General features: G+C 71.8%; 20 protein-coding genes and 1 pseudogene. 7 read left to right on the top strand and 14 right to left on the bottom strand.

The genetic code is table 11. The features are described 5' to 3' along the window. Nucleotides 1–49: 49 nt before the first annotated feature. The 4 genes from ACH4EB_RS30855 to ACH4EB_RS30870 form a co-directional block, all read right to left on the bottom strand. Complete coding sequence (locus tag ACH4EB_RS30855) at nt 50–340, bottom strand: hypothetical protein (protein WP_398351328.1); 291 nt, start codon at nt 338–340, stop codon at nt 50–52. After that, on the bottom strand, nt 313–495 hold the full coding sequence (locus ACH4EB_RS30860) for a helix-turn-helix domain-containing protein (RefSeq protein WP_358976314.1): 183 nt from the start codon (nt 493–495) through the stop codon (nt 313–315). Before ACH4EB_RS30860 ends, ACH4EB_RS30855 begins: the two co-directional genes overlap by 28 nt. Before the next feature lie 160 nt (nt 496–655). Further along, entirely contained in the window at nt 656–1,762 is a 1,107-nt protein-coding gene (locus ACH4EB_RS30865) for a tyrosine-type recombinase/integrase (RefSeq protein ID WP_398351330.1), read from the bottom strand. 254 nt (nt 1,763–2,016) lie between these two features. Beyond that, on the bottom strand, nt 2,017–2,487 hold the full coding sequence (locus tag ACH4EB_RS30870; protein WP_398351332.1) for a hypothetical protein: 471 nt from the start codon (nt 2,485–2,487) through the stop codon (nt 2,017–2,019). Nucleotides 2,488–2,578: 91 nt separating this feature from the next. Here ACH4EB_RS30870 and ACH4EB_RS30875 point away from each other — a divergent pair, with 91 nt between their 5' ends. The 4 genes from ACH4EB_RS30875 to ACH4EB_RS30890 all read left to right on the top strand — a co-directional run bounded on the left by ACH4EB_RS30875 (nt 2,579) and on the right by ACH4EB_RS30890 (nt 4,592). Continuing rightward, on the top strand, nt 2,579–2,662 hold the full coding sequence (locus ACH4EB_RS30875; protein WP_398351442.1) for a hypothetical protein: 84 nt from the start codon (nt 2,579–2,581) through the stop codon (nt 2,660–2,662). Between the two features lie 142 nt (nt 2,663–2,804). Further along, nucleotides 2,805–3,551 carry a phosphotransferase family protein gene (locus ACH4EB_RS30880; protein ID WP_398351334.1) on the top strand — a complete coding sequence of 249 codons (747 nt, stop codon included), beginning with the start codon at nt 2,805–2,807 and terminating at the stop codon, nt 3,549–3,551. A gap of 190 nt (nt 3,552–3,741) precedes the next feature. After that, nucleotides 3,742–4,293: an FAD-dependent oxidoreductase gene (locus ACH4EB_RS30885; protein WP_398351446.1), complete on the top strand. Its 552-nt coding sequence runs from the start codon at nt 3,742–3,744 to the stop codon at nt 4,291–4,293. Beyond that, nucleotides 4,203–4,592: an FAD-dependent oxidoreductase gene (locus ACH4EB_RS30890; protein ID WP_398351336.1), complete on the top strand. Its 390-nt coding sequence runs from the start codon at nt 4,203–4,205 to the stop codon at nt 4,590–4,592. Before ACH4EB_RS30885 ends, ACH4EB_RS30890 begins: the two co-directional genes overlap by 91 nt. Here ACH4EB_RS30890 and ACH4EB_RS30895 read toward each other — a convergent pair. Continuing rightward, a complete protein-coding gene (locus ACH4EB_RS30895) occupies nt 4,509–4,946 on the bottom strand; it encodes a RidA family protein (RefSeq protein WP_398351337.1) in 438 nt (145 codons plus the stop codon). The two genes, ACH4EB_RS30890 and ACH4EB_RS30895, sit on opposite strands and share 84 nt — an antisense overlap. A 41-nt stretch (nt 4,947–4,987) precedes the next feature. Then, nucleotides 4,988–5,818, bottom strand: a complete 831-nt coding sequence (locus ACH4EB_RS30900) for a phytanoyl-CoA dioxygenase family protein (RefSeq protein WP_398351339.1) — start codon at nt 5,816–5,818, stop codon at nt 4,988–4,990. A gap of 97 nt (nt 5,819–5,915) precedes the next feature. Between ACH4EB_RS30900 and ACH4EB_RS30905 the strand changes: the two genes are divergently transcribed. Further along, on the top strand, nt 5,916–6,587 hold the full coding sequence (locus ACH4EB_RS30905) for a TetR/AcrR family transcriptional regulator (RefSeq protein ID WP_398351341.1): 672 nt from the start codon (nt 5,916–5,918) through the stop codon (nt 6,585–6,587). 64 nt (nt 6,588–6,651) lie between these two features. Here the strand turns inward: ACH4EB_RS30905 and ACH4EB_RS30910 are convergent, their stop codons facing one another. Beyond that, nucleotides 6,652–7,950, bottom strand: a complete 1,299-nt coding sequence (locus tag ACH4EB_RS30910; RefSeq protein ID WP_398351342.1) for a flavin monoamine oxidase family protein — start codon at nt 7,948–7,950, stop codon at nt 6,652–6,654. A 269-nt stretch (nt 7,951–8,219) separates the two neighbouring features. Here ACH4EB_RS30910 and ACH4EB_RS30915 point away from each other — a divergent pair. Then, nucleotides 8,220–9,974 (top strand): annotated as a pseudogene (locus tag ACH4EB_RS30915) (glycoside hydrolase family 15 protein). 221 nt (nt 9,975–10,195) lie between these two features. Continuing rightward, nucleotides 10,196–12,910 (top strand): AAA family ATPase, encoded by a 2,715-nt coding sequence (locus tag ACH4EB_RS30920; protein ID WP_398351343.1) that lies wholly within the window; start codon nt 10,196–10,198, stop codon nt 12,908–12,910. Between the two features lie 64 nt (nt 12,911–12,974). Here the strand turns inward: ACH4EB_RS30920 and ACH4EB_RS30925 are convergent, their stop codons facing one another. The 7 genes from ACH4EB_RS30925 to ACH4EB_RS30955 form a co-directional block, all read right to left on the bottom strand. Beyond that, on the bottom strand, nt 12,975–14,336 hold the full coding sequence (locus tag ACH4EB_RS30925; protein WP_398351344.1) for an NADase-type glycan-binding domain-containing protein: 1,362 nt from the start codon (nt 14,334–14,336) through the stop codon (nt 12,975–12,977). Then, complete coding sequence (locus tag ACH4EB_RS30930) at nt 14,333–14,890, bottom strand: phage tail protein (RefSeq protein ID WP_398351346.1); 558 nt, start codon at nt 14,888–14,890, stop codon at nt 14,333–14,335. Before ACH4EB_RS30930 ends, ACH4EB_RS30925 begins: the two co-directional genes overlap by 4 nt. A gap of 28 nt (nt 14,891–14,918) precedes the next feature. Next, nucleotides 14,919–16,877 carry a putative baseplate assembly protein gene (locus ACH4EB_RS30935; protein WP_398351347.1) on the bottom strand — a complete coding sequence of 653 codons (1,959 nt, stop codon included), beginning with the start codon at nt 16,875–16,877 and terminating at the stop codon, nt 14,919–14,921. Next, complete coding sequence (locus ACH4EB_RS30940) at nt 16,877–17,344, bottom strand: GPW/gp25 family protein (RefSeq protein ID WP_398351349.1); 468 nt, start codon at nt 17,342–17,344, stop codon at nt 16,877–16,879. The genes ACH4EB_RS30935 and ACH4EB_RS30940 overlap by 1 nt, the downstream gene beginning before the upstream one ends. Before the next feature lie 69 nt (nt 17,345–17,413). Continuing rightward, entirely contained in the window at nt 17,414–19,357 is a 1,944-nt protein-coding gene (locus ACH4EB_RS30945; protein WP_398351350.1) for a VgrG-related protein, read from the bottom strand. Further along, entirely contained in the window at nt 19,357–20,079 is a 723-nt protein-coding gene (locus ACH4EB_RS30950; protein ID WP_398351352.1) for a LysM peptidoglycan-binding domain-containing protein, read from the bottom strand. Before ACH4EB_RS30950 ends, ACH4EB_RS30945 begins: the two co-directional genes overlap by 1 nt. Nucleotides 20,080–20,113: 34 nt before the next feature. After that, nucleotides 20,114–20,536 (bottom strand): phage tail protein, encoded by a 423-nt coding sequence (locus tag ACH4EB_RS30955; protein ID WP_398351353.1) that lies wholly within the window; start codon nt 20,534–20,536, stop codon nt 20,114–20,116. Nucleotides 20,537–23,140: the final 2,604 nt, after the last annotated feature.

Raw genomic sequence — 23,140 nt, forward strand, 5'->3', positions numbered from 1 at the left:
CCAGGAACCAACCGCGCCTCAGATCCCATCAGCATCACGTTCTCACAGTTCACAAAAACGTGTCTATTGCAATGAAACAGGAGAAAACGACCTCTAAGAGGGCATTCGCAATCAGCGGCATGGAACCGACCCCCCCTGCTGCCTCCACCGCGCCGCGCGCGTGAAGCACGAGTTCGCTGACGTTTTTGCCCCCTCGCAAGGCCAAGCTGCCCAACTGATTGAGACCGCCGAACTGCTCCAGTCCGCTTCCGGCCGCGATCACCCGGACCTCGTACCACCGTGGTGGACGCTCATCAAAGAGATCAGCTCTGACTACTCCATTTTTTGCTGTTGCACCCATGCCTGAACATCAGTCACTTTGAACTGAATCTTTGCGTTCCGTCCACGTCCGAACTTGTATGGAACCAAACCTGAGCGTGCGGCATCTCGGTACAGCCAGGTTATCGACATGTTCAAGTATTCGGCGGTCTGTTTCGCGTCCATGAAGTGCGTCATTTGTCCTCCCTTTGGTGCCGTGCTCACTGGTCAGGTGGGCGAGCCGCGGCAAGTAACCAGTGTGGGAGGGAACGCCGGTTTGGCTAACCGGCGATCTGCTGCTATGTAGGGATCGTGCGGGCCGTGGAGCGCCCTGTGCGTCGTGCAGGTGTGGACCTACTCAAGCCGCCAACCCGACGTTGAGGATCTTCGCCGCTCTGCCGATCGACCCCGGCATCAAGAACCTATAAGTCTTGAAGGTCACTTCGATGGAGCTGTGCCCCATCCATTCCGCCACGTCTGTGATGGGTATGTTATTCGAAAGGCAATTCGAAGCGAAGTAGTGGCGCATTGAATACAGGCGTAGGTCGTCGGGCAACCTCGCGGATTTCCTCGCCTTCCTCCACCGGAGGCTTGTGATGCTATTGGTCCAATAGTTGTCGCGTGTTGTGCGTAGGAGGAAGCCGTCTTCGTCGATCCCGAAATCTTCAGCATAGCGAAGTATGGACTGCCGTGTTTTGTCCGGCAGTGGCACTTCGCGAAAATCGCCTTTGCTGCGGTGCTTCAACGGTGCTCGTACCCCAGACTTGCAGCTGATCTGCTCGGTCACGCGATACACGTCATCAGCCACGATGTTGTTGACGTTCACCGCACATGCTTCCGCGGTCCTGAGGCCGCAACCGGACATGATGTCTACGAGGAGCTTGACCTCTGCGTCGCCGTGCTCACGCACCCGGGACAGCTCCTCGAAAGAGGGGATGGTCACCCTGTCGGGGGTGTACCTGGGAGGCATGACTCCCTTCATCACGCCCGGAGCCGTGGCTCCTTGCTGTTCGGCCGCCCTGAGTACGGCTCTGAGTGTCTGGAAGGACCGCGATTGCACGCTGGCGCTGGCCCGTTCTCGTTCGAGCCCGAGAAGGAACGATTCTGCGACGCGAGGCGTAAACGTGTTCATGCGTCGGCTCCCCAGTCGGGGAATGAGCCAGTTGTGAAGAGACGGTTTGACGACTCGGTGCGAGCCCTCCGAGAGGTGGCGCTGCCGTTCCCACCATTCTGTAGCGAATGCGGCGAACCGCATCTCGCCGAGTTCCCGTCGCTGCTCGACGACATCCGCAGGCGTGCTGCGCTTCTCCGCGTATAGCGCATTGAGTCGCGCAATTGCCTCGTCTTGGGTGCTGTACCCGCCCTCTTCGCGCTGCTTCCCGGGTGCGTCCCGATACCTGATCACGTACGAGTGGGGGCACCGGGTGGGGGCTGAGCAGTGGCAGTTCTTACGGAACGTGCCCATGCCGCGGGCGAGCTTCTTGCTGGCGATGCTGACTACCTCCGGACCGATGCTGGCATTTTGCTGACCTGCTGACCCGAAACTGTTCTCTGACCTGCTGCTTTGCCACTGTAACGGGCAATGCGGGGGATCGTCCGACTCAGGCGGGTACGGGGTCGGTCACGCGCCGGTGATCTGCCCCGGCAGGCGCGTGGTCACGAGGCGCGTTCCCTTCCGTGGCAGCGTCCGCCGTCCCGTCCTTCTCGTTTTCGCGCAGGTCAGAGGGGCCGCTGGTGCGATCTCGCATCGTATTCGAAGAAAGGTCGGCGGCGCCGGCGCCCGCTCGTCCGGGCGGAGTGCAGCGCCGTGGGGTGCAGCGCAGACAGGCCATCCGCGACGCGGCCGAGGCGCTCGCCGTGCGCGGCCATGAGACCGCCACTCTCAAGGCGATCGGTCAGCGGGCGGGTGTTCCGACCGCCTCCGTTCACCCCTACTTCCCCGACCGGCATCAGGTCGAGGCCGGGCTGCTGCGGCGTCAGGCGCACGACCTGGACGAGCGCATCGGCGCTGCCCTGGACGATCCGGAGCTGCGCATCCTGCGCGACGCCGTGGACGCCGTCATCGACCCCGTACTCGACCACTTCCGCCGGCACCCGAGCTGCGCCGAACTGTGGTTCCCCGGACGCCGGAAGACGCTCGACGACCTGATCCGCGCCTTCGACGAGAGGCAGGCGGAGAAGCTCTGGCACACCCTCGTCGGGCGAGACCTCGCCCCCGCCGACGCCCCCCCCCCGCCTCGTCCTGCGGATCGCCCTCGAAGTCGGCAACCGGCTCTTCGACATCGCGTTCCGCCGTGCACCGCCCGGCGACGACCTCACGATCGCCGAGGCCAAACGCCTCGTCACCGCCTACCTTGCGACCTAGCCGCACAAGGGCCGACGCCGCGCGACTGACGCGGGCGATCCGTCAAGGAGCCGGCCGGTCCCGGGGCGCACGGCCGGTCGGCCGCGCAGGCGCGCACGATAATCCCGGGCGGCGTGGACGGTCTTCCTGGATCCTGTGCGCCATGGATGAGGTCGAGGTTGTCGTCGCCCATTCCGAGCGCGCGACTCTGCGCGTCGGCGACGTGTTCCTGAAGGTGGACGCCGATCGGGCGCGCATCGATGTCGAGGTCGAGGCGATGGCCCTGGCGCCGGTCCCGACCCCGGAGGTCCTGTGGCGCGAGCCGCCCGTGCTCGCGATCGCCGCGGTCCCGGGGACGGCGCTCGGCCGCCTCGGCGAGCCGTCGACCGCGTCCCCGGCGGCGTGGGCCACGGCGGGTGCCGCCATCAGGAAGCTGCACGACGCGCCGTTGCCGCCCTGGCCCGGCCGGGCCGGCCGGAGCCTCGACGCGTTGGCGGCGGAACTCGACGGCGAGTGCGAGTGGCTCGTGGCGAACGGCGTCCTGCCCGCCGGCCTGGTCACCCGCAACCGTCAGGTCGCCGAGGCCACGTTCCGGCCGTGGACTGCGATGTTCACACACGGCGACCTCCAGGTCACTCACGTGTTCGCCGACGGCGACGAGATCACCGGCATCATCGACTGGTCCGAGGCGGGCCAGGGTGACGCCCTGTACGACCTCGCCACCTTGACGCTCGGACACGAGGAGCGCCTCGGTGACGTCATCGCCGGCTATGGCGCCGACGTCGACCTCGACGTGATCCACGGGTGGTGGTCGTTGCGAAGCCTGCTGGGCGTCCGCTGGCTGGTCGAGCACGGCTTCGACCCGTTCGCGCCGGGCTGTGAGGTCGACGTGCTGAGATCCCGGATGTGAGGCCGCGCGGGTTCGACTGCTGCGAGTGCGTTCCGGGAGTGCGTTCTGTGACATCGAGTGGGCCTCCTGCTGGAGCGCATTGCCTGCCCTTGCTCCCTGCGAAGTGCGGTGGCGCGGTCGTCGTCGGCGGATGACGGCGCGGCTGAGGGTGATGAACGGGTGTGGAGGGCGTCGCGGAACTGGTGCGGTGTTGACAGGGGCGGAGGGCGGAGCCTTGAATTCGAACTCGATTCGAGGTCGCGGCGCCGATGTCGTCCTTCTGGAGTCCGGCTTCTGCGGCTGGGGCGGCAGCTCGCGCGACGCCGGTTGTCTGACGAACGCGCTGGCAGGCGGCCCGCAGCTCCTGAACGCGCTGCACGCGCGCCGCCTGCCGGATCTCATCCGCTACGCGGACAGGGCGGCTCATTTCACCGGGAAGCTGATCGGACGGCTCGACGTCGACTGTGAGTACGAGCCGACGGGCAACGTCATCGCCGCCGTCACACCGGGACAGCTCCGGCGCGCCGGCTGGACGAGGCGCATCGGCATCGTCACCCCGCACGCGATCCTGGAGAATGACCGGCCCACACAGCGCGGCACGCTCATGTTCGGCACCCGCCGGCTGCGTCGGCGCGCGGAGCGCTGGGCGCCCGCGAGGCGGACGACGCGGTCGTGGCCGACCTTGTCCGCGGCTTCCACGAGCGTTTTCCGTCGCTCGGCGACGTCGCGCCGCAACGGGCCCGGGGCGGGTGGGCCGCGATGACGCCGTCCCTGTTGCCGGTCGCCGGAGAGGCGACGAAGAACGTCTTCTACGCCATCGGCTGCAACGGCCACGGCCTCGCCCGGTCGCCTTACCTCGGAACGCCGATCGCCGACCGGCTCGCCGGCGATCAGATGCACGAAGACCTCGCCGCCGTATGGCTGGACGTACGCCAGGGCATCCGTGCACACCCAACCGCCGCCCACCGCCGTCCGCCGTCAGTAATCGGTGTGGACGTGCGCGCCGGTGCGAGAATCGGCGCCGCTGCCGGCCACGGCGACGGCGCGGATCTCGACCAGTAGTTCGGAGAGGGCGAGCTGGGTGACTCCGACCGCGGTCCACGACGGGTAAGGGCCGTTGATGTACTCGTCCTTGACCCGGCTGAATTCCGGCATGTCGCCCCGGAGATCGGTGTGGAACGTGGTCAGTTCGACGATGTCATCCAGGCTCGCTCCCGCGGCTTCGAGGACGGTCCGTACACCTTCGAACGCGAGCCGGGCCTGGGCGTCCATGCCGTCGGCGGGCGTCATGCTGGTGGTGTCGACCCCGACCTGGCCCGACACCCAGATCATGTCGCCGGCGCGGGTCGCCTGCGAGAAGTGCAGCCGGTCGTACAGCGCTTCGGCGCGAGGCGGATTGACCGATCGGCGCTTCATGGTGGGGATTTTCATGTCTCGGTCCTCATCGCCGGGCCTGGTCAGACGAGTTGTCGGAAGACGGGGGAGCGGAACGGGTCGCCCGGACTCAGCTTGGCCATCTCCTCGACGAAGAGGAGGCCGTTGCGGGCGAAGTGCTGGTTCTTCTCCGGAAGGGGGCGGAATGTAGCGTCGTCACCGAAGAAGCGCAGGACCAGCGTGTGGCGGTCCGGGCACGCGGCGTCGACGTGCGCGCCGCCGTGCAGCGCGCGGGGGTGGAGGGCGACGACATCGCCGGGCTCGGTCGCCCAGGAGAGCACTTCGTAGGCGTCGGGGTCGAGCGCGCGCTCGGCGTCGATGTCCGGCAGGCGAGGCAGGACACCGCCGCCGTGGAGGGGTTCGGTCGGGTCGTCGGGGTTCGCGAAGGTGGTCCCGTCGTACTGGGTGCCGCGGTGGGAACCGCGGATGATTTCCAGCGAGTTGACCTTCGGGAGCGGTTGGAAGCTGATCCAGGCATTGGCCCAGTGCTCGCCGGCCCACGGCAGATACGCGGTGTCCTGGTGCCAAGCCGTGCGGCCGCCGTGTCCGCCGGCCTTGAGGAATATCTCCTCGGCGAAGTACCAGACGTGCTGCGAGCCCCACAGGTCGGCGAACAGTCGGCCGAACGGGATCGATGACACCAGGTCGTCCAGGCGGGACTTGGCGAGCGGATTGGCGTTGTCGACGTGTGATTGCTGCCGGGTGCCGTTGAACATCCGGGTGGCGTGCGGGCCGTGGTTCTCGACCGCCCACTGGTACGCCTCCTGGCACCGCGCCAACTGCGCTGTGTCCAGGCAGCCTTCGAGGAGAACGGCGCCGTCGTCGCGGAATGCTTCCCTTGCTGGCTCCTGCATGGGTGTTCCTCCCGTACGTCAGGTGGTGGAAGGACCGTAACGGGCCCCAGTCATTTACACAACGCTCGTTACGGTAATTCTGTGGCAGAATCGCGGGGTGTCCGAGAATTCGACCCGACGAGTGCGCCGCGATGGTGGAACGGCGGCGGTCGTGCGGCGGGGCCGCCCGACGGGCGACCGTGCGGCGAAGCGAGCCGAACTGCTGGCGGCGGCGGCCTCGGTGATCGCGCAGGAGGGCTACGCCAACACGTCACTGCGGAAGGTGGCCCAGCGTGCGGGATGCACGACCGGGGCGGTGACGTACTACTTCGCGAACAAGGAGGAGTTGGTCACCGCGTTGGCCGAGAGCCGGTTCGACAGTTTCGACGCCATGCTCGCGACCGAACGGTCCCAGCCCGACATCAGGGCCATCCTGGAACGGTGGCTGTTCCGGAACACCGGCGATCCCGAGTTCTGGCCCGTGATGTCCCAACTGCTCGTCCACGCACGGCACGAACCGGCGTTCGCCGCCGTCATCGAGCGGCGTTACGCCCGCCTCCGCGACGTGCTCGCCGCGCTCCTCGCGACCGGGCAGGCGCAGGGGACCGTCCGCGACGACATCCCCGCCGACCTGCTCGCCGACCAAGTCGGCGCCCTCGGCGACGGCTGGATGCTGATGCTCCCCATCGAGCCCAAGAGGTTCACGGCGAGCCGGGTCCAGGTGCTCCTGGATGCCGCCATCACGTTGATCTCTCCGCCCCCGGGCGCCCGCCGCACGTCCGGCTCGTGATCCACGGGCTCGCCGCCCGGGGCAGGGCGGCGAGCGGCGGGGCGGCAGGGATCGTCGGGCGCGGTCAGTCCTCGGCGGCCAGCGCGCGAGCGATGGCCCGGGCCGCCTCGGCTCCGGTCTCGATGGCGCCGTCGATGCCGCCGACGGCGATGGCCGCGATGTCGCCGCCGGCAAAGCGGATGCGTCCGTGGGGCTCGCGCATCAGGGGTACGGCCCGGGTCAGGTTCCCCGGCCGGTGATGCGCCCAGGTGCCCTGCGCGAACTCATCGGACACCCAATCGTGGCAAGCGGTGTCGACCACCTCGATGCCGGGGACGAAGGTCCGCAGCGCGCGTTGCACCGCCTCGCGGTCACCGCCGTCGATCGCCGAGGCGTCGGAGCAGAAGCACACGACGAGCGTGTCACCGTCGTGGCGGTACTCCGTCCTGGCGGCGTTGACGGGGTGCTTTCCGATCGGGGCGCCGGCGGCGAAAGGCGCGATCTCGCCCCTGACCCTCGCCCAGATCTTGCTCGTTCGCATCGGGTGTTTCTGGTCGATCAGGGTGCGCACCGGCGGGGCGACCGGCGGCGTGATGGTCACGTCGCTCAGGGTGTTGAGCGGGAGCGCGACGACGGCGTGCCGTGCCGCGATGTGCTCGTTCTCGCGGGTGGTCACGGTGACCCCGGTGCCGTCGTCCTCGATCGCCGTCACCGGCGTGGACAGCCGTAACTCGGCCTTCGACTCGCCGGTGATCGCGTCGAGCAGCCGCTTGGTCCCGCCCTCGACGGGCCAGGTACCGGCGGTTTCGAGGAACGCGCCCCAGTCGCCGAAGGTGGTCGCGGCCCACAGGAGGAACTGGGCGAGGCCCTGCTCGCTGTAGGAGTGGACCAGCGGCGCCAGCATGCCGTCGAGCACGTCCCGGTCGTGTGCGCAGAGGTGCAACGCGTCGAGCCGGTCCCCGAGTGTCTCCTTCTCGATCGCGCTGGTGTCGGCGGTGGTGAGGTCGAACGGCTGCGGGATGCGCGCCCGCGCGTCGGCCATGTACCGAGCGACCAGCGGGCCGCCGATGCCGGCGTACTCAGCCGGGGTTCCCGAGTGCACGAGGCCGTCGGCGAGCCAGTGGACCGTCCCGGTCTCCGGTGGTGTGGACAGGCCGATGCCGTACCGCTGGAGTTCACGCCAGACGTACGGCTGGGTCCAGTGGGCGTATGTGCCGCCGAACTCCACCGAGCGGCCGAACGCCTTCCCGGTGTAGGTCCGGCCGCCGATCCTGTCGCGCGCTTCGCACAGCACCACCGCGTACCCCTCGGCGCTGAGGTCCCGGGCGGCGACCACGCCGGCGAATCCGCCCCCGATCACTGCGACGTCATACAGGGTCAACACGGCTTCCCTCTCGTGAGTACCTGAAGGTGTCGGCACCGTAGCGGGGCGCGAGAATTTACACAACAGCCGTTATGAAAAAGCTGGCCGCCCTGTCACGCCCGCTCTCCCCGACCGCGTTCGACCGCGGCCGCAGGGCTCGACGAGGTGTGGCGCGGCGGCGGTTCGCGGGCCGCGGACGTGACGCCGGTGAGCGAGGGTCATTCCGTGGGGATGACGGGGTACCGGTGGGTCATCCGTACGATCCGCCCGCCGCACGAAAGCGCACCACGATGGAAGACCTTCTCTCCGCGGCCGTACCGGCCCCCGCCGTCCTGCGGGACCACGCGTTCCTCGGCGACGGTGAGCGTGGAGCGGTCGTCGGGCCGCAGGGCGAGGTGGTGTGGCTGTGCGCGCCGCGCTGGCACGACGACGCCGTCTTCGCCGCGCTGATCGGCGGCCCGGGGCACTACACCGTACGGCCGCAGAACGCCTGGCGGGTGCGCGGCGGCCACTACGAGGACGGCACGCTGATCCACGTCAGCCGCTGGGTCACCGACGAGGCCGTCATCGAATGCCGGGAAGCGCTGGCGCTGCCCGGAGCGCGGGACGCACTGGTACTGCTGCGCCGGGTGCGGGCGGTGCGCGGGGACGCCCGGGTCCAGCTCGCCCTCGATCCCCGGCCCGGATTCGGCGCCGAGGCCATGTCCGAGGGGCGCGGAGCGGGGCACGGCCACACCGCCCGGGGCGGCGGTCTGCACCTGTGGTTCGGCGGGGCGTCCCTCCGGCGCAGCCCCGGCGGTGGCCGGCAGGCCGCCTTCACCGTTGCGGAGGGGGAGGAACGCGACCTCGTCCTGTACATCGGCCGGCGGCCGCCGGACGCCGCGCCGGACCCACGGCGGCTGTGGCGGGAGACGGAAGAGGCGTGGCGCACGGCCGTACCGGACTGCCTCGACACCGCCGCGCCCCGCGACGCCCGTCACGCCTACGCCGTACTGCACGGACTGACCAGCGGCTCCGGTGGCATGGTCGCGGCCGCCACCACCTCCTTGCCCGAGCGCGCCGAGGCCGGACGCAACTACGACTACCGCTACACCTGGATCCGCGACCAGTGTTACGCCGGGCTCGCGGTGGCCGCCCACGGCCCGTATCCGCTCCTGGACCGGGCCGTACGGTTCGTGAGCGCGCGGCTGCTGGAGGACGGTGACCGGCTCCGGCCCGCCTACACGGTGGACGGCGCCCCGGTCCCCGACGAGCGTCCGCTGCCGCTGGTCGGCTACCCGGGCGGCAGCGACTTCGCCGGCAACCGAGCGGGCCGGCAGTTCCAGCTCGACACGTACGGAGAGGCCCTGCAGCTCCTCGCCGCGGCGGCCCGGCACGGCCGGCTGGACCGGGACGGGCAGCGGGCGGTGGAGGTCGCGGCGCGGTGCGTCGGACAGCACTGGCGGCGGCCGGACGCCGGGGTCTGGGAGCTGGAGAACCGCTGGTGGACGCATTCGCGGCTGAGCATCGTGGCCGGGCTGCGCGCCGTGGCACGCGAGCTTCCGGGGCCGGCGGCACGCGGCCGTGCCGAGCTGGCCGACGCCGTCGAGGCGGAGACGCGGCGGCGCTGTCTGCGGTCCGACGGCGTATGGCTGCGTGCGGAGGACGACGCGGGTGCCGAGGGCGCCCTGCTGCTCCCGATGGCCCGCGGCTGCTTGCGCCCGGGGGACCCCAGCACGTACCGCACCCGGCGCTTCATCGAGGAGCGACTGGCCCAGGACGGATACCTGTACCGCTTCCGCCATGGTGACCGGCCGCTGGGCGAAGCCGAAGGGGCGTTCCTGCTCTGCGGATTCATGATGGCGCTCGCCGCACATGCCGGGGGCGACCGGATCGCGGCCTTCCGCTGGTTCGAACGGACCCGCAGCGCTTGCGGTACGCCCGGGCTGTACGCCGAGGAGTACGACGTGGAGCAGCGCTAGTTGCGGGGCAACCTCCCCCAGGCGTTCGTGCACGCCCTGCTCCTCGAAGCGGGTGCCCGGCTGGCCGGGCCCGACCCCGCCTGATCCCAGATCCCGCCCTTGATCGAGAACCTGTCGGCCGTGACCGTCGTCTCCTAGACGTGAGATCAGTCAGGAAGGCGCGGCGGGAAGGCACCGGTTGAGGAACCGTACCGGCACGCCGCGGGCGGGGGCTCGGCCGCGCCGGCGGGCAGGGCGTCACCGAGGCCGCGCGGGAGGGCCCGGACTTGGCGTCATATGGACGAGAGCGTGAGAAACCTCTAGCAATGTCGACTCGGAGGACGATTCCGGTGCAGCTCGTGGCCCGACATGGGGAGCGGCGTGAGTTCGATCGGTTAGTGACCTCGGCGGCCGCCGGGCGTGGCGGGGCACTCGTGGTGGCCGGGGAAGCGGGCATCGGCAAGTCGGCGCTCATCGACGCCGTGGTGGGGGGACTGGACGGCTTCGAGGTGCTGCGGGCAGCCGGTACGGAGTTCGAACGCGACCTGCTCTACGCGACGCTGCACCAGTTGTGTGCCCCGGTCCTCGACCACCGAAGAAGGCTCCCCCTGGTCCAACGCAGGGCACTGGAGGCGGTGTTCGGCCTCGGCGCGCAGACCTCGCCCGATCCGTTGACGGTCGGTCTCGCCGTCCTGGGGCTGCTGCACGAGGTGGCGCGGGACCGGCCCGTGTGCTGTGTGGTGGACGACGCCCAGTGGATCGACGAGGCGTCGCGGCGCGTGCTGGTGTTCGTGGCCCGGCGGGTGGCCGCCGAGCGGATCGCGATGGTGTTCGCCGCGCGCGATGCCGGCTTGCCGTCCGGGCTCTCCGAGCTGCCGCGCGTGCCCCTCGCGGGGCTGGGGGACGAGGACGCCCGGTGCCTGCTGGGAGCGGCGGATCATGTCGGGCCGGATGCCGAGGTCATCGACCGGATCCTGGCCGAGGCGCACGGAAACCCGCTGGCGCTGCTGGAGTTCGCCCACCACGCGGAGCCGTTCGGCGTCCCCGGCCCACGGCGCTTCCGGGCCAGCGTGGTGGACACGCTGGAGCGGCAGTTCGTCCAGCGCTTCGAGCGGTTGCCGGACGCGACTCGGTCGCTGGTGGTGCTCGCCGCGGCGGAGCCGGTCGGCGATCTCGACCTGTTGCGCCGCGCGGCGCGGCTCCTCGGGCTGGACGCCGCCGGGTTCACTCTCGCGGAGGACGCCGGGCTGCTGGCTCTGGGGCCGCGGCTGCGCTTCCGGCACCCGTTGGTGCGCTCCGCGGTGTACGCGTCGGCCACCCCGGAGAAACGCCGGCGGATGCACGGCGCTCTCGCGGAGGCCACCGATCCGGCGACCGACCTCGACCGCCGGGCGTGGCACCGGGCCCACGCGGTCATCGACGCCGACGAGAACGTCGCCGCGGAGATGGAACGTTCCGCCGACCGGGCGCGCCTGCGCTGCGGATTCGCCGCGGCCGCCGCGTTCATGGAACGGGCGGGGCAGTTGACGCCGGCCCCCGACCGCCAGGCCGAGCGGCTGCTCGTCGCGGCCCAGTTGCGGCTGCAGGCCGGGGCGCCCGACGCGGCCCGCGCCCTCGTCACCCGGGCGGAACGGCGCCCGATCGACGACACCGGACGCGCCAAGGCACGCCTGCTGCGGGCCCGGATCGACTACCAGCTCTCGCACGGCCCGCAAGCCACCGCCAGACTCGTCGACGTCGTCACGGAATCGGCCCCCGAACAGGCGAGGGAGACCTACCTCGAAGCGTTCGCCTCGTTCATGTACAACGAGAACCGCCCCGGCCTGCTCAAGGAACTCGGCGCCCGGATCCGCATGCGCGCGCCGCAGCGGGAGTCCGCCCGGCCGGCCGACCTGCTGCTCGACGCGCTGCTGGACCAGAGCATGCTGCCGGTCGAGCAGGCGGTGCCCGCGATGCGCGACGCGGTGACGGCGTGCCGTACGGCGGCCCGCTCGTCGGGCCCGTGGCGGATGAACCTGCTCTGTCAGGTCGTCATCGACCTGCGGGACGACGAGGCGATGGAGGAGATCTCGGACCACCAGGTGGACGTGGCGCGCCGCCAGGGCTCGCTCGCCTCGTTGCCGCAGGCCCTGCGGTACCAGGCGGTCGCCAGGGTCTCGGCCGGCCGGTTCGACGAGGCGGCCGGCTGCCTCGGCGAGGCCCGGGCCGTCGACGAGGCGGCGGGCACGGTGCCGCTCCTGGGGCCGGAACTCGTCCTCACCGGCTTCCGCGGTGACCAGGGCCGGTTCGCCGAGCTGCGGGGGCTGCTCGGCCGCGACGGACGCCCCTTCGAGGCCGCCGGTGAACACTACGCCAGGGCGGTGCTGCACAACGGGCTCGGCAACTACGAGGCGGCGCTCGACGCCGCGCTGGCGGCCCAGCGCCGGCACCAGGCCGGCTCGTACTCGATCTGGGCCGTCTACACCGAACTCGTCGAAGCCGCCGCGCGCGCCGGGCGCGCCGCGGACGCGGCGGCGGCCATGGAACACCTGGAGGCGCTGGCCCGCACCCACCCCGTCCCGTGGGCCGTCGCCGAATGGCTCCAGGCACAGGCCCTCCTGGAGTGGAGCGATGACTGCGAGACGTTGTACCGGCAGGCCATCGACCACTTCGCCCGGACCCGGGTCCGGGTGCTCCACGCGCGCGCCCGGCTGACGTACGGGGAGTGGCTGCGCCGCGAGAACCGGCGGGCGGAGGCCCGTGCCGAGCTGCGGGCGGCGCACGACATGCTGTCCCGCATGGGTGCCCGGGCTTTCGCCGAGCGCGCGGCCCGGGAGCTGCGCGCCACCGGCGAACAGCCGCGCCGGCCCGGCGAGGACCCACTGGGCCGGCTCACCGCGCAGGAACGGCTCATCGCCGGGAAGGTCGCCGCCGGAGCGACGTCCAAGGAAGTGGGCGTGATGTTGTTCCTCAGCCCCCGCACCATCGACACGCATCTGCGCAACGTGTACCGCAAACTGGGCATCTCCTCGCGCCGCCAGCTCCGCGAGATGTCGCTGTGACCAGCCGGCCCCGGGGCCCGTCGGCACACCGGCGCGTGCGGCGTGCCGACGTACCCCGGCCGCTTCAGGAACGGTCCTCACCGGACCGGCCGAACAGCTCGATCTCGGCGATGGCCACCTGCTTGCCGGCGGACGCGGCGTGCGCCGACTCGACGGTGAAGCGGACCTTGGTGGCCGCACCGACCCGGAAGGCGCGGCGCTGCCCGCCCGCGCCCGGATCCAGGGTGAGTTCGCGGGTGACGGTCTGTCCGTCGGCCGTCGTGACCGTCGCCTTGACCCGGTGCGGCAGGGCGGACTTGTCGAGCTGGTCGGCGCGAGTGGAGACACCCGGCGTGATGATGACGTCGAGCAGCCGCGCCGGGCGGGCGAACCGCACCTCGATCCACTCGCCCTGGCCCGACTGCTCCACCCCAGGGCCCCACCAGGTGTTGTTGAGCTTGTCGAAGACCAGCTTCGGTCCGTGGCCGGGGTAGGAGCGGGAGGCCCGGATCTGGTCCGGCTCGACCGGAGCCCGCTTGGCGAAGTGGTCGCGGGTGGCCTGGATGCCGTCGGGGAGGTACAGCACGCCGAGAATGATCAGCGTCACGGTGACGGCGAGGGTGACCCAGGTGCCGACGCGGTCGAACGCGCGGCGCAGGCGGGGGCGGTCCCCGGCCCAGGGTGTCTCCTCGCCGCCGGGGCCGAAGAGGCGGCGCCACCAGGGGCGGTGCCCGGGCGCGGCGGGGGCGCCGCTCTCGGTGAGGGGCATCGCGCAGTGGCCGCAGAAATGGCGGTCCGGGTGGTTCGGTGTGGCGCACCAGGTGCAGGGCGGGCCGTGCCCCGTCCTCTGGGGGCCGGGGACGCGTACGTGGGGCCGGTCGGTGTCGGGGCGGCCGGGCAGGACCGGGGCCACGGCGGGGGCAGGCGCGGCAAGGGCGGCCTCCTGCTCCGGGACGGGCACGACGAGGGACCGGGCGCGGTCGGCCGTGGTACTGCCCGCAGTAAAACCGTCCTGCCTCGCGGGCAGCGGGATGCTGGGGTCGGTGTCCTCCTGATCCGGGGCGCCGGACGTGGGCCCGGGCGCGGACCGGGTCGCTCCGGCCGCCCGGGCCCCGTCGCGTTCCCCGGGGTGCTCCGGGGCCGCCCCCGACGGGCGGTGCCCGCTCAGGGCGGACGGAGCCGCCGGGACGCCGGCCCCGTGGGGGTCGGTCCTGGTGCCCTGCGCCGTCGTCGGGGCCGGCGCCGCGTTCCGAGGGCCGTTGGCCCGGCGGGCCGGGCCGGCGCCGTCGGGGCGGGCGGCGGCCCGGGCGGAACCGGCGTCGGACGGTGCCGGGGCGCCGGTACGGCCACCGGCGGCGTCCCAGCGGAGGACGGCGCCGCAGGCGTCGCAGAACGACTGCCCAGGCTCCGCGCGCGTGCCGCATTCGCCGCAGTCCGGCGTGCTCATCTCTCCGGGGTCCTTTCGATGGTGGTCACCGTGACGGTGTAGGGCATGTGTGCGGGACGGGCCGCTGCCACGAGCGTGTCGAGGCGGTGGGTGTCGGCGGGGCCGGGGTCGGGCAGCCGGAGGACGACGTGCAGATGGGGGCGGGCACTTCCGGGGAAGGCGCCGCGGGGGCGCGCGCTCCAGGTGGCGCCGCCGCTCTCGGTGACCTCCGGTTCGACGCCGAACGCGAGGCGTACGGCTTCCGACAGGCCGCGCCGGGTGCCCCGGACGCGGTGCAGGCCCGTCGCGGCGGCCACGGCGGCGCGCAGCCGCGGCTCGGGTTCGCTGCCGTCGGTCTCGGCCCCCACCCAGGTACCGAGCCACCGGGCGAAGTCGGCCGGGGTGAGCGCGGGGTCGAAGTAGGAGTCCAGGCAGTCGAGCACGTTCAGGATCGGCGCGAGGACGTCGTCGAGCCCCGCGACGAAGCGCTGGGCGAGATCGTCGTCGGCGAAGACGGCAGGGAGCATCATCCCGATGGGGGCGGAGGAGCCCAGGCCGTCGACGGAGCCCCTCATGAGCGGCCTCCTGAGCACATCGTTCGCGTCACGTCCCGTCCCCGATCACCCGTACGCGGTGGTCGAACGAGAAGACCAGGGCCGGCGGTTCGAGGTCGATGCGGTCGGTCGGGTCGCCGCGCCGGCCGGTCAGCGGGTCGGCGGGGTGCAGCACGACCTCGTCGACCAGCTCCACGCCGGGGACGCGTTGCAGGATGGCGAAGACCTCACCGGCCTGGACCGGGCGGCCGAAGGGCCAGCCGCGGCCCTCCGCGCCGCCGGTGAGCGGGTCCAGGTGCCGGTAGAGGGCGTCGTGGGCCCGGCGGCGCACCCGGTCGGTGTCGGTGCCGCGGAAGGCGTGGACGGTGGCGACGACCGTGATGCCCTGGTAGTAGGGCGGGCCGACCGCGAGCCGGGTGCCGATGAGGCGGCGCTCGTCGAGGTGGCGGGTGATGCGGTCCAGCAGCCGGTCGCCGGGGACGAGCTGTTCGAAGCGGAGCCGGCCGCCGGGGTCGGGGACGGCCTGCGGTACGACCAACACCCGTACCGCGTAAGCCCCGTGCTCGTCCCGGTCGCCTTCCAGGCAGGTGATGCGGGCGGTCTCGGGCGCGGCCCGGCGGGCGAGTTCCTCGTAGTCGCGCAGGGTGACGGCGCGCTCCTGGGCGCGCAGCGTGATCGGGGCCCGGACCTTGGCCTCCTCGACGGTCTCCCCGTCGACTCCGCCGCGGGCGGCCTCGCCGTTGACGACTTCGGAGACGTAGGGGATGGAGGTGCGCAGGACCCGTACGGCGCCCCGGGTGACGTTGCCGGTCCGGCCGCCGCCGGTGCGGTAGCGGCGGGCGCGGATGACCGCGCCCTTGGGGGCGACCATGCCGTACTGGCGCAGGGAGCCGTCGGCTTCCCGGACGGCGGGGCCGAAGGCGATCTCCCCGGTCGTGGCGTCGAGGGTGATGTGGCGGTCGTCCGGCCGGGACGCGGCGAAGTGCGGTACGACCTGCCAGTCCTGCCATCCGTCGTGTTCGGCGGTCTGGAGCAGCACCGGCGGGTCGTCGCCGACGACGGGCGCGTGGGCGAGCCGCCGCCGCTGCCCGGGCAGGCCGCTGGACTCGCCGAGCGCCTCGTCGTACACGGTGGCGGCGTGCACGACGCGGGTGGTGCCGCCGATGGTGCAGGCGTCGGCGGACCGGATGGTCGGGGACGTGGTGTAGAAAGGCTGGCCGGACAGAGGGGTGGCCACCCGGCAGCGCAGCCAGCCGGCCTCGTGGCCGCCGTTGCGGGACAGGACGTGGCCGCCGGGGACGTGCAGGACGACGTCGCCGGCGCGGTTGAGGCCGCCGGTGCCGTCGCGGTCGACGTCACAGGGCTGCCAGCCGTCCTCGGTCCACGCCTCCCACACCAGGGGCGGCTGCCTCGGGTCGACGCCGACACCGTCCACCCGGCTGTCGAGTTCGAGGGCGACGGCGCAGTGCGGGACGGCCGCCGTCAGACCGATCAGCATGCAGTCGCCGGGGCCGGGGACTTCGGCGAAGCACCGTATGTCGGTGCCTTCGGCCAGCGCGGCGGTGCGGTCGGTGACCGGCTCGCCCCGGTGCTGCACCATCAGGCGGCTCAACGCGCTGGGCACGATGGACAGTTCGCGCTCGGCGGCAAAGACCACCGCCTCCTCCTGCTCCGTGCGCAGGGTGGCCACTTCGGTACCGATGGGCACCGCCACGGTCTCCTCCTGGGGCGCGGACAGCCAGAAGGTGACCTCCGTACGGGCCGCCGACGGCGGGAAGAGGGTGACCCCGGCGAGGTCCAGGAACGCCAGGTGGTTCTTCTCGGGGACCCGGTTGAGGCGGTAGACGATCTGGTCGGCCATGTGGGCGACGGTCTCGACGAGGGTGACGCCCGGGTCGGAGACGTTGTGGTCGGTCCACTCCGGCGCGCGCTGCTGGATGTAGCGCTTGGCGTCGTCGACGAACTGCTGGAAGCGGCGGTCGTCGAGGTTGGGGGAAGGCAGGGACATCAGCGGTCGCTTTCGAAGGGGTCGCCGGAGCCGTCGTCGGAGCGGCCGCCGCCGGGGCCGCCCTCCTCGTGGGACTCGTGGGAGGGAATGACATAGAAGGGGAAGACGAGGCTGCGCGGGTTGTTGGTGCCACGGATCTGGTAGCGGATGTCGATGTACAGGACGCTGCGGTCGGTACCGGTGGTCACCTGCACGTCGGTGACCTCGATACGCGGCTCCCAGCGGTCCAGGGTGGCGTACACCTCGTGCTGGATACGGCCCGCGGTCTGCTCGTTGACCGGGGCGAACACCAGGTCGTGGATGGCGCAGCCGAATTCGGGCCGCATGGGCCGCTCGCCCGGCGCGGTCGCGAGGACCAGCCGGATCGCCTCCTCGATCTCCCGCTCGCCGCTGACCAGCGCGATACCACCGGTCGGCCCGACCCGCAGCGGGAACGACCACCCGGAGCCGACGAACTGTTCGGCCATCAGAACACACCCGCTTTCCACGGACGGGGAAATGGACACAGGAACGGGGAACGGGGCAGGACGCGGTGCTCACCCCATCGGCGGTACGGGCGGTGTGACGGAGAAGAACAGCGGCGTCGTGACGGTGGTCTTGGCGCCGTTGAGCATGTTGGCGACCGAGGTGAGCTGGAGGCTGCCCCCCGCGGTGAGGGTCGCCACGCCGCCGGCGGTCATGTTCAGGGCTCCCCCCGCGGCGATCCCGACCTGCCCCAGTGTCTTGAGGTTGACCACACTGGCGGCGTCGAGACTGAGCGGACCGCCGCTTCGGACACTGAGCGGGCCGCCGCTCTCCAGGGACAGCCGGCGCCGGGCCCGCAGCGTCAGGTCCGTGCCGGCCTCCACGGACACCGACCTGCCGCCCTTGATGGTGACCGACCCCTTGCTGTCCACCACGATCTCGGTCTTCGTCCGGTCCAGGTCGATGGTGAGCCGCTTGTCGCCGGACGTCAGCCGGACGCCCTGCTTGCGGCCGCCGGTCTTCTGGCTGAGCAGGTCCATGCGGTTGCCGTCCCGGTCGGAGACGGTGTGCCGGCTCGCCTTCTTCCGTACGGTGTCGTGCAGCGGGACGTCACCGACGGTCGGTCCGTCCTTGCCGTTGTAGAGACCGCCGATCACGAACGGGTGATCCAGGGCGCCCCGGTCGAACCCGACCAGCACCTCGTCGTTGACGTCCAACGGGAACACCCCGCCGCCCCCGAGGCCGCCCATCTGCACCGTCCGCGTCCAGTCGCTGACGTACGTGTCGTCCAGCCACGGGAACCGCAGCTTCACCCGGCCCTGCTTGAGCGGATCGTTCACATCGGTGACCAGGGCGTTGGCCACCCCCGGCAGCTTGGCGCCGGTGCCCGTGCCACCCCCGCCGGAGGCCAGCCCGAACAGCGAGCGCCACTGCCGGCCGCTGACCGTCACCCACGACTCGTAGTGCTTCGCGTCGCCGAAAACGTGGCGTACGGAGGTCGCCGTGTACTTGCCCTCGAAGGGCGCGCCGGTGTCCGTGAGCGTCACCGGCACCCCCGGCCGCAGCTTCGTGTTGCCCAGCGCCACGACTTCCACCTCGGCGAAGGCCGCGGTCACGTCCTCGGCGAGGGCGTCGGAGGCGAACCGCACCTCGGCCGACTTGTCGTACGGGGTCGAGGTCTCGACCAGCTTGCCCGCCGGGAACTTCCCCGCGGCCCGGCCCGGTGTGTCGCCGATGGCGAAGCCCGGATTGCTCGTGGCGGGCGAGACGGAACTGAGCGCCTTCTTCTGGGTGACGTCCCAGCCGCGCGTCTCCACCTTGCCGATCTGGTCGGCGGCGGTGACCGCGGCCCGCAGCCGCAGGATGTCCTGCCCGGCCTGGAGCACGAGCGGGTCCTGGTCGCCTTCCTTGCTCGTCGGGGGAGCCCCAGAGGCGGGCTTCGGCCGGACGAACTGGAATCTGCCCTTGGCGTCGATGGACATGACCGACTCGTTCTCGTCGGCCAGCCGCGCCAGGAAGTCCCAGTCGCTCACATTGGACTGGCTGATGAACTCGTACACCGTCTTCGTCGACTGGATCGTGCCGATCGGCACGCCGTCCCGCGCGGCCAGCTTCCTGGCGATGTCGGACGCGGACTGGTTCCGGTACGCCGCCACCCGGCGCTGGCGCATGAGCCGGTGCCCGAAGTCGTAGCCCCGGATGACGGTGAACGTGCCGGTGCCGTCGTAATCGGCCTCGAAACCGGTGATCTCACCGGTCAGCAGCGTGTCACCGGAGCCCTGGCCGTCGGTCACGGTCGCGATGGTGACCGGGGTGCCGAAGGTGGCGCCCAGCCGGCCGAGCATCAGCCGGTAAGGGTCCCGGAAGGTGAGCTGGAAGGCGGCGGGAACCCCGGCGCCCTGGTCGACCCAGCCGTCGACGAGGGCGTGGAGGGCGTCGTCGGGCAGTTTGCCGCCGCCGATGGACACCTGGAGGACGGCGGACGTGGCAGGACCCATGGTCGGTGACGCACCCATCAGTGACGCACCTCCTCGGCGGCGGGCAGGACGAGTTCGGTGCCCGTGGGCAACCGGGACGGATCGTCGATGCCGTTGGCCTCGGCGATCGCCCGCCACGAGGTGGCGTCCCCGTACTCCCGCCAGGCGAGGGACTGGAGCGAGTCACCGGCGACGACCTGGTGCACCCGCCGCGCGGTGAGCGCGCCCGATGTCGGGTTCTGCCGCTGGGTCTTGCGGGGAATCTCGTGCAGGCTCATCTGGCAGGTGGCCCGGATGGGCACGCCGGTGGTGCCGAACAGCGTGTAGGACGCCTCGACGGAGCTGACGTACGCGGTGAACCGGGCCGTGGAAAAGGACCCCCACTGGAAGATCACCCACGGCGGAGAGGGCTGATCGGCCGCCATGCTCTTGGCGGTCACCACGCAGCAGCTCATCAGCGCCGCCACTTTCTTCAACACCGAGTTGCTGGTCGGACGGTCGGAGGAGTCGAGGAAGACCTCCAGGGACATCGCCCGCGGCTCCGCCCCCATGAACTCCAGTTTCGCGCCGTCCCGTACGGAGATGGCCGGCGTCATCTTCCACTGGGCGGCACGGCTGAGGGAAAGCTGCGCCGGGTTGAAGTCGAAGCCGAACGTCTTGATGAGCGCGCCCGGGCTGGTGCCGGTACCGAGCGGGGGCTCGTGGATGGCGAGGGCGGCGCGGACCAGGCTCTTGCCGGCGCCTTTGCTGCTCTTGGGCATGGGGGTCGTCTCTTCGCTCCTCGATCAGTGGCCGTCAGTCGGTGAATCCGTGATGGGCGATCTCCAGGACCTCGGTGGCGACGGCCGGACTGGCCGGGTCGAGGGCGGGCCCCTGCCAGCTCACGGGCAGCACGTCGATCAGGCCCCAGCGCGCGACCTCCGAGCCGTCCGCGCGCAACGCCGTGATCTGCGCGGTGGGCCGCTCGATGCCCGTCTGCACGGACGAGATCCACTTGGCGACCTTCGTGGTGTCCGGAGTGAGCGGACGGGTCAGCCGGATGGTGGAGAAGGTGACCCGGGTCGGCAGCCGCCAGACGAAGCCGTTGTTGCCGCCCTCCTGCCGCTGCTCCGTCTCCACCTGCGACGACAGTCCGTCGCACCCGTTGAAGTAGCCGAGGCTCTCGCCGTCGATGGAGAGGGTGAACCAGAGGGCGGAACCCGGGTCCTGGCGGGACATCGCGGAGGGCCTTTCTTTCGGCGGTGCGGCGGCGGTCGGTCGGCGGGTCGGGGGCGGTCGGTCACTGGCGGGGGTCGCGGAGCCTGCCGATCCGTTCGCGGTCCAGCCGCAGTTCGGTACGGATCAGCCGGGTGACGCGGCCGATGATCCGGTGCACCAGCTCGTCGAGCTGGAAGTCGGTGAGGCCGTGCGGGTCGAAACCGCCGGCAGGGGTTTCCGAGTAGGCGGGCGGGGAGTGGCTCCCCGGTTGCCGGCTTCCCGGTTGCTGGTTCCTCGGTCGCTGGCTCCCCGGCGGCTGTTCGTACGAAGGGGACTGTTCGTATGAAGAGGGTGGGCCGTACTGAGGACGGGAGGGGTGCGGGGGAGGGGGGGCGTACGGAGTCGGGGGCTGGCCGGGGGCCGCCGAGCGGCGCGAAGGCCGGACTGGGCGCGGCGTGTCCGCCACCGTGGCCGCGGTCGTGGGGGCGGCGAGCGTCCCGGTGGCCGAGTTGGGGACACGCTGGACGGTGACGGGGGGCGCGGCAGGGGCGCCGCCGGTTCCGGGAGTGCGCGGGAGCGGCCGCTGCACCGGGGACGAGGCGAAAGAGGCCACGGGGAGCGGGCGGGGAGCGGTGGTGGCGTCGCGCGGGGCGGGGCGGTGCGGCGGTACGCCCTTGGGGGGCGCGGTACGACGCTGGACGGTGACGGGGGAGGGGGCGGAGGGCGCCGGAGGCCGCGGGGTGGAGGGTGTCGGAGGCCCCGAGGCGGCCGGAAGGTTCGCGGCCGGAGGTGCGGGGAGGGGCGCCGGAGCGGGCGCGGCCACCGCGCGGGCCGGGAACCCGGCGGTCGGCGGGTCGACGGCACGCTGAACCGAGGTCCTGACCAGCGGTGTTGCGTCCGCGGGCGCACTGGTGACCGGGGCGCCCAGCGGGGAACGGCGTCGTGCGGTGGCTGCCGGAGCGCTCTGGCCCTGGGGCGTCGTCAGCGCGGAACGCGAGATGGGGGTGGGGCCGGAGCCGGCGGCGGGTACGTGGTTCGGCGGGGTGGGGGCTGCTGGAGTGGGGTCCGATGAGGTGGAGTCCGACTGGGGGTGGGGTGGGGCGGCGGGCTGCGCGAGGCTCCTGGGCGTCCTCGGCGTGCTGCCCGGCAGCGCCGTCACGGTGTGTGGGCGCGCGGGGGCGGTGGGATGGGATGAGGGAGGCTGGGGCGGAGAAGTCCGGCGCACGGTGGACAGCGCTGCGGGCGCGGGCGCCGATGAGACCGGTGCGCCGAGGCCGGTCCTGGTGACATGACGGGTGACGTCGCGCTGAATACCTGTGCTTTCCGAACTACCCGAACTTCGCGGGTTTGTGGGGCTTTCAGGGGTTCCGGGGCTCCCCGCACTTCCCGAGCTTCCGGAGGGTGCAGAGGGTGCAGAGGGTGCAGAGGGTACGGCGGCAGCCGGGGGTGATTGCCTGCCTCGAAGGGCCCGCTGAACAGGGGTAGTTTCTGCCGGTGAGGGTGAGGGTGAGGGTGAGGGTGAGGGTGAGGGTGAGGGTGAGGACGGCGCGGCTGCCGGCTGGGTGTTTTCGGCCGATCCGACGCCTGTGACCTGGTGAGTGGCGGGTGTCTGCCCTGAGGGGGTGATGGGCCGGGCCGTCGCGGCGTCCCGTCCCCGGGAGAGTGCGCGCGGCGGAACGGCCGAGGTGCCGGCGCTGGGGCCACGCGGAGCGGGCGCCGGATCGGTACGGCGTGCGCTCTGTGCCGGTCCTGTCGGCAGACCGGCCGTCGGGCCACGTTCCGCCGTAATGGCAGGGCCGGCCGGTTCGGTTACGCGCCGGGTGACAGAAGACTGGAGCGGGTTCGGAGCCGACCCCGGCGACGTTCGGGCGGTGCCGTCATGGCCGGGCGACGTCGCAGGCGTCGCGTCGGCGGAACCGGCGGCCCGCGTGATGGGGGACACCGCCTCGTCGGGCGCGCTGCCGGGGGCGGACGCTACGGCGTCGCCCTGCACCGTGGCCCGCTGTACGCGGACCGGGTCGGAAGCGGGCGTGCCAAGGGGCGCAGCGCTGGGAGCCGCCGTACCGGAGGCAGCCGTACCGGGGATCGCCGTACCAGGAGGAGCCGTTCCGCGATGGCCGTGCGCATCGCCGGTCGAGGGAAGGGCACCGGTCGCGTTGTCGCTCCTGTCGCGTGCCGGGCCCGGGGAAGCGGCGTCACCGCGAGGTGCGGCCGCTCCGTCACGTGGGCCGGATGCCGCGTCGGCGCCGGGCGCTGCCGGTGCGCGGTCGCGGTGGACGGCCGACCGCTGTACGGCGGTGCCGGCCTCCGCTCGCCCAGGCGCTGTCCGTCCCTGCGCTGTCGGCGCTCCGCCGGGCATGGGCGGACCGGCCTGCGCGTCCTTCGTCGACGGCGTGCGGCGATTGAGGGGACGGCGAGGGGCAGCCGCGCCATCATCCCCTCGGCCGTCCTCGACCGGTGCCGCGACCCCTGACTCGCCGGGATCACCGCCGGATTCCCGTGCGGCCTTGGCGGTGCACACCTGCGCCCCCGGGGCTTCCGTAGCCGTACCTGTGCCCCTGGCAGCCGTAACCCTGTCCCTGGCAGCCGTAACCGTGCTCCCCACAGGCGCGAAGTCCTGCCGCG

The sequence above is a fragment of the Streptomyces sp. NPDC018045 genome (assembly GCF_044327445.1).
Classification (GTDB): Bacteria; Actinomycetota; Actinomycetes; order Streptomycetales; family Streptomycetaceae; genus Streptomyces.

Bases quoted from the DNA above. Each gene is read 5' to 3' on its own strand.
- ACH4EB_RS30855 (WP_398351328.1), bottom strand. From the start codon at position 340: ATGGGTGCAACAGCAAAAAATGGAGTAGTCAGAGCTGATCTCTTTGAT.
- ACH4EB_RS30860 (WP_358976314.1), bottom strand. From the start codon at position 495: ATGACGCACTTCATGGACGCGAAACAGACCGCCGAATACTTGAACATG.
- ACH4EB_RS30865 (WP_398351330.1), bottom strand. From the start codon at position 1,762: ATGGGCACGTTCCGTAAGAACTGCCACTGCTCAGCCCCCACCCGGTGC.
- ACH4EB_RS30880 (WP_398351334.1), top strand. From the start codon at position 2,805: ATGGATGAGGTCGAGGTTGTCGTCGCCCATTCCGAGCGCGCGACTCTG.
- ACH4EB_RS30895 (WP_398351337.1), bottom strand. From the start codon at position 4,946: ATGAAGCGCCGATCGGTCAATCCGCCTCGCGCCGAAGCGCTGTACGAC.
- ACH4EB_RS30900 (WP_398351339.1), bottom strand. From the start codon at position 5,818: ATGCAGGAGCCAGCAAGGGAAGCATTCCGCGACGACGGCGCCGTTCTC.
- ACH4EB_RS30920 (WP_398351343.1), top strand. From the start codon at position 10,196: ATGTCGACTCGGAGGACGATTCCGGTGCAGCTCGTGGCCCGACATGGG.
- ACH4EB_RS30925 (WP_398351344.1), bottom strand. From the start codon at position 14,336: ATGAGCACGCCGGACTGCGGCGAATGCGGCACGCGCGCGGAGCCTGGG.
- ACH4EB_RS30930 (WP_398351346.1), bottom strand. From the start codon at position 14,890: ATGAGGGGCTCCGTCGACGGCCTGGGCTCCTCCGCCCCCATCGGGATG.
- ACH4EB_RS30935 (WP_398351347.1), bottom strand. From the start codon at position 16,877: ATGTCCCTGCCTTCCCCCAACCTCGACGACCGCCGCTTCCAGCAGTTC.
- ACH4EB_RS30940 (WP_398351349.1), bottom strand. From the start codon at position 17,344: ATGGCCGAACAGTTCGTCGGCTCCGGGTGGTCGTTCCCGCTGCGGGTC.
- ACH4EB_RS30945 (WP_398351350.1), bottom strand. From the start codon at position 19,357: ATGGGTGCGTCACCGACCATGGGTCCTGCCACGTCCGCCGTCCTCCAG.
- ACH4EB_RS30950 (WP_398351352.1), bottom strand. From the start codon at position 20,079: ATGCCCAAGAGCAGCAAAGGCGCCGGCAAGAGCCTGGTCCGCGCCGCC.
- ACH4EB_RS30955 (WP_398351353.1), bottom strand. From the start codon at position 20,536: ATGTCCCGCCAGGACCCGGGTTCCGCCCTCTGGTTCACCCTCTCCATC.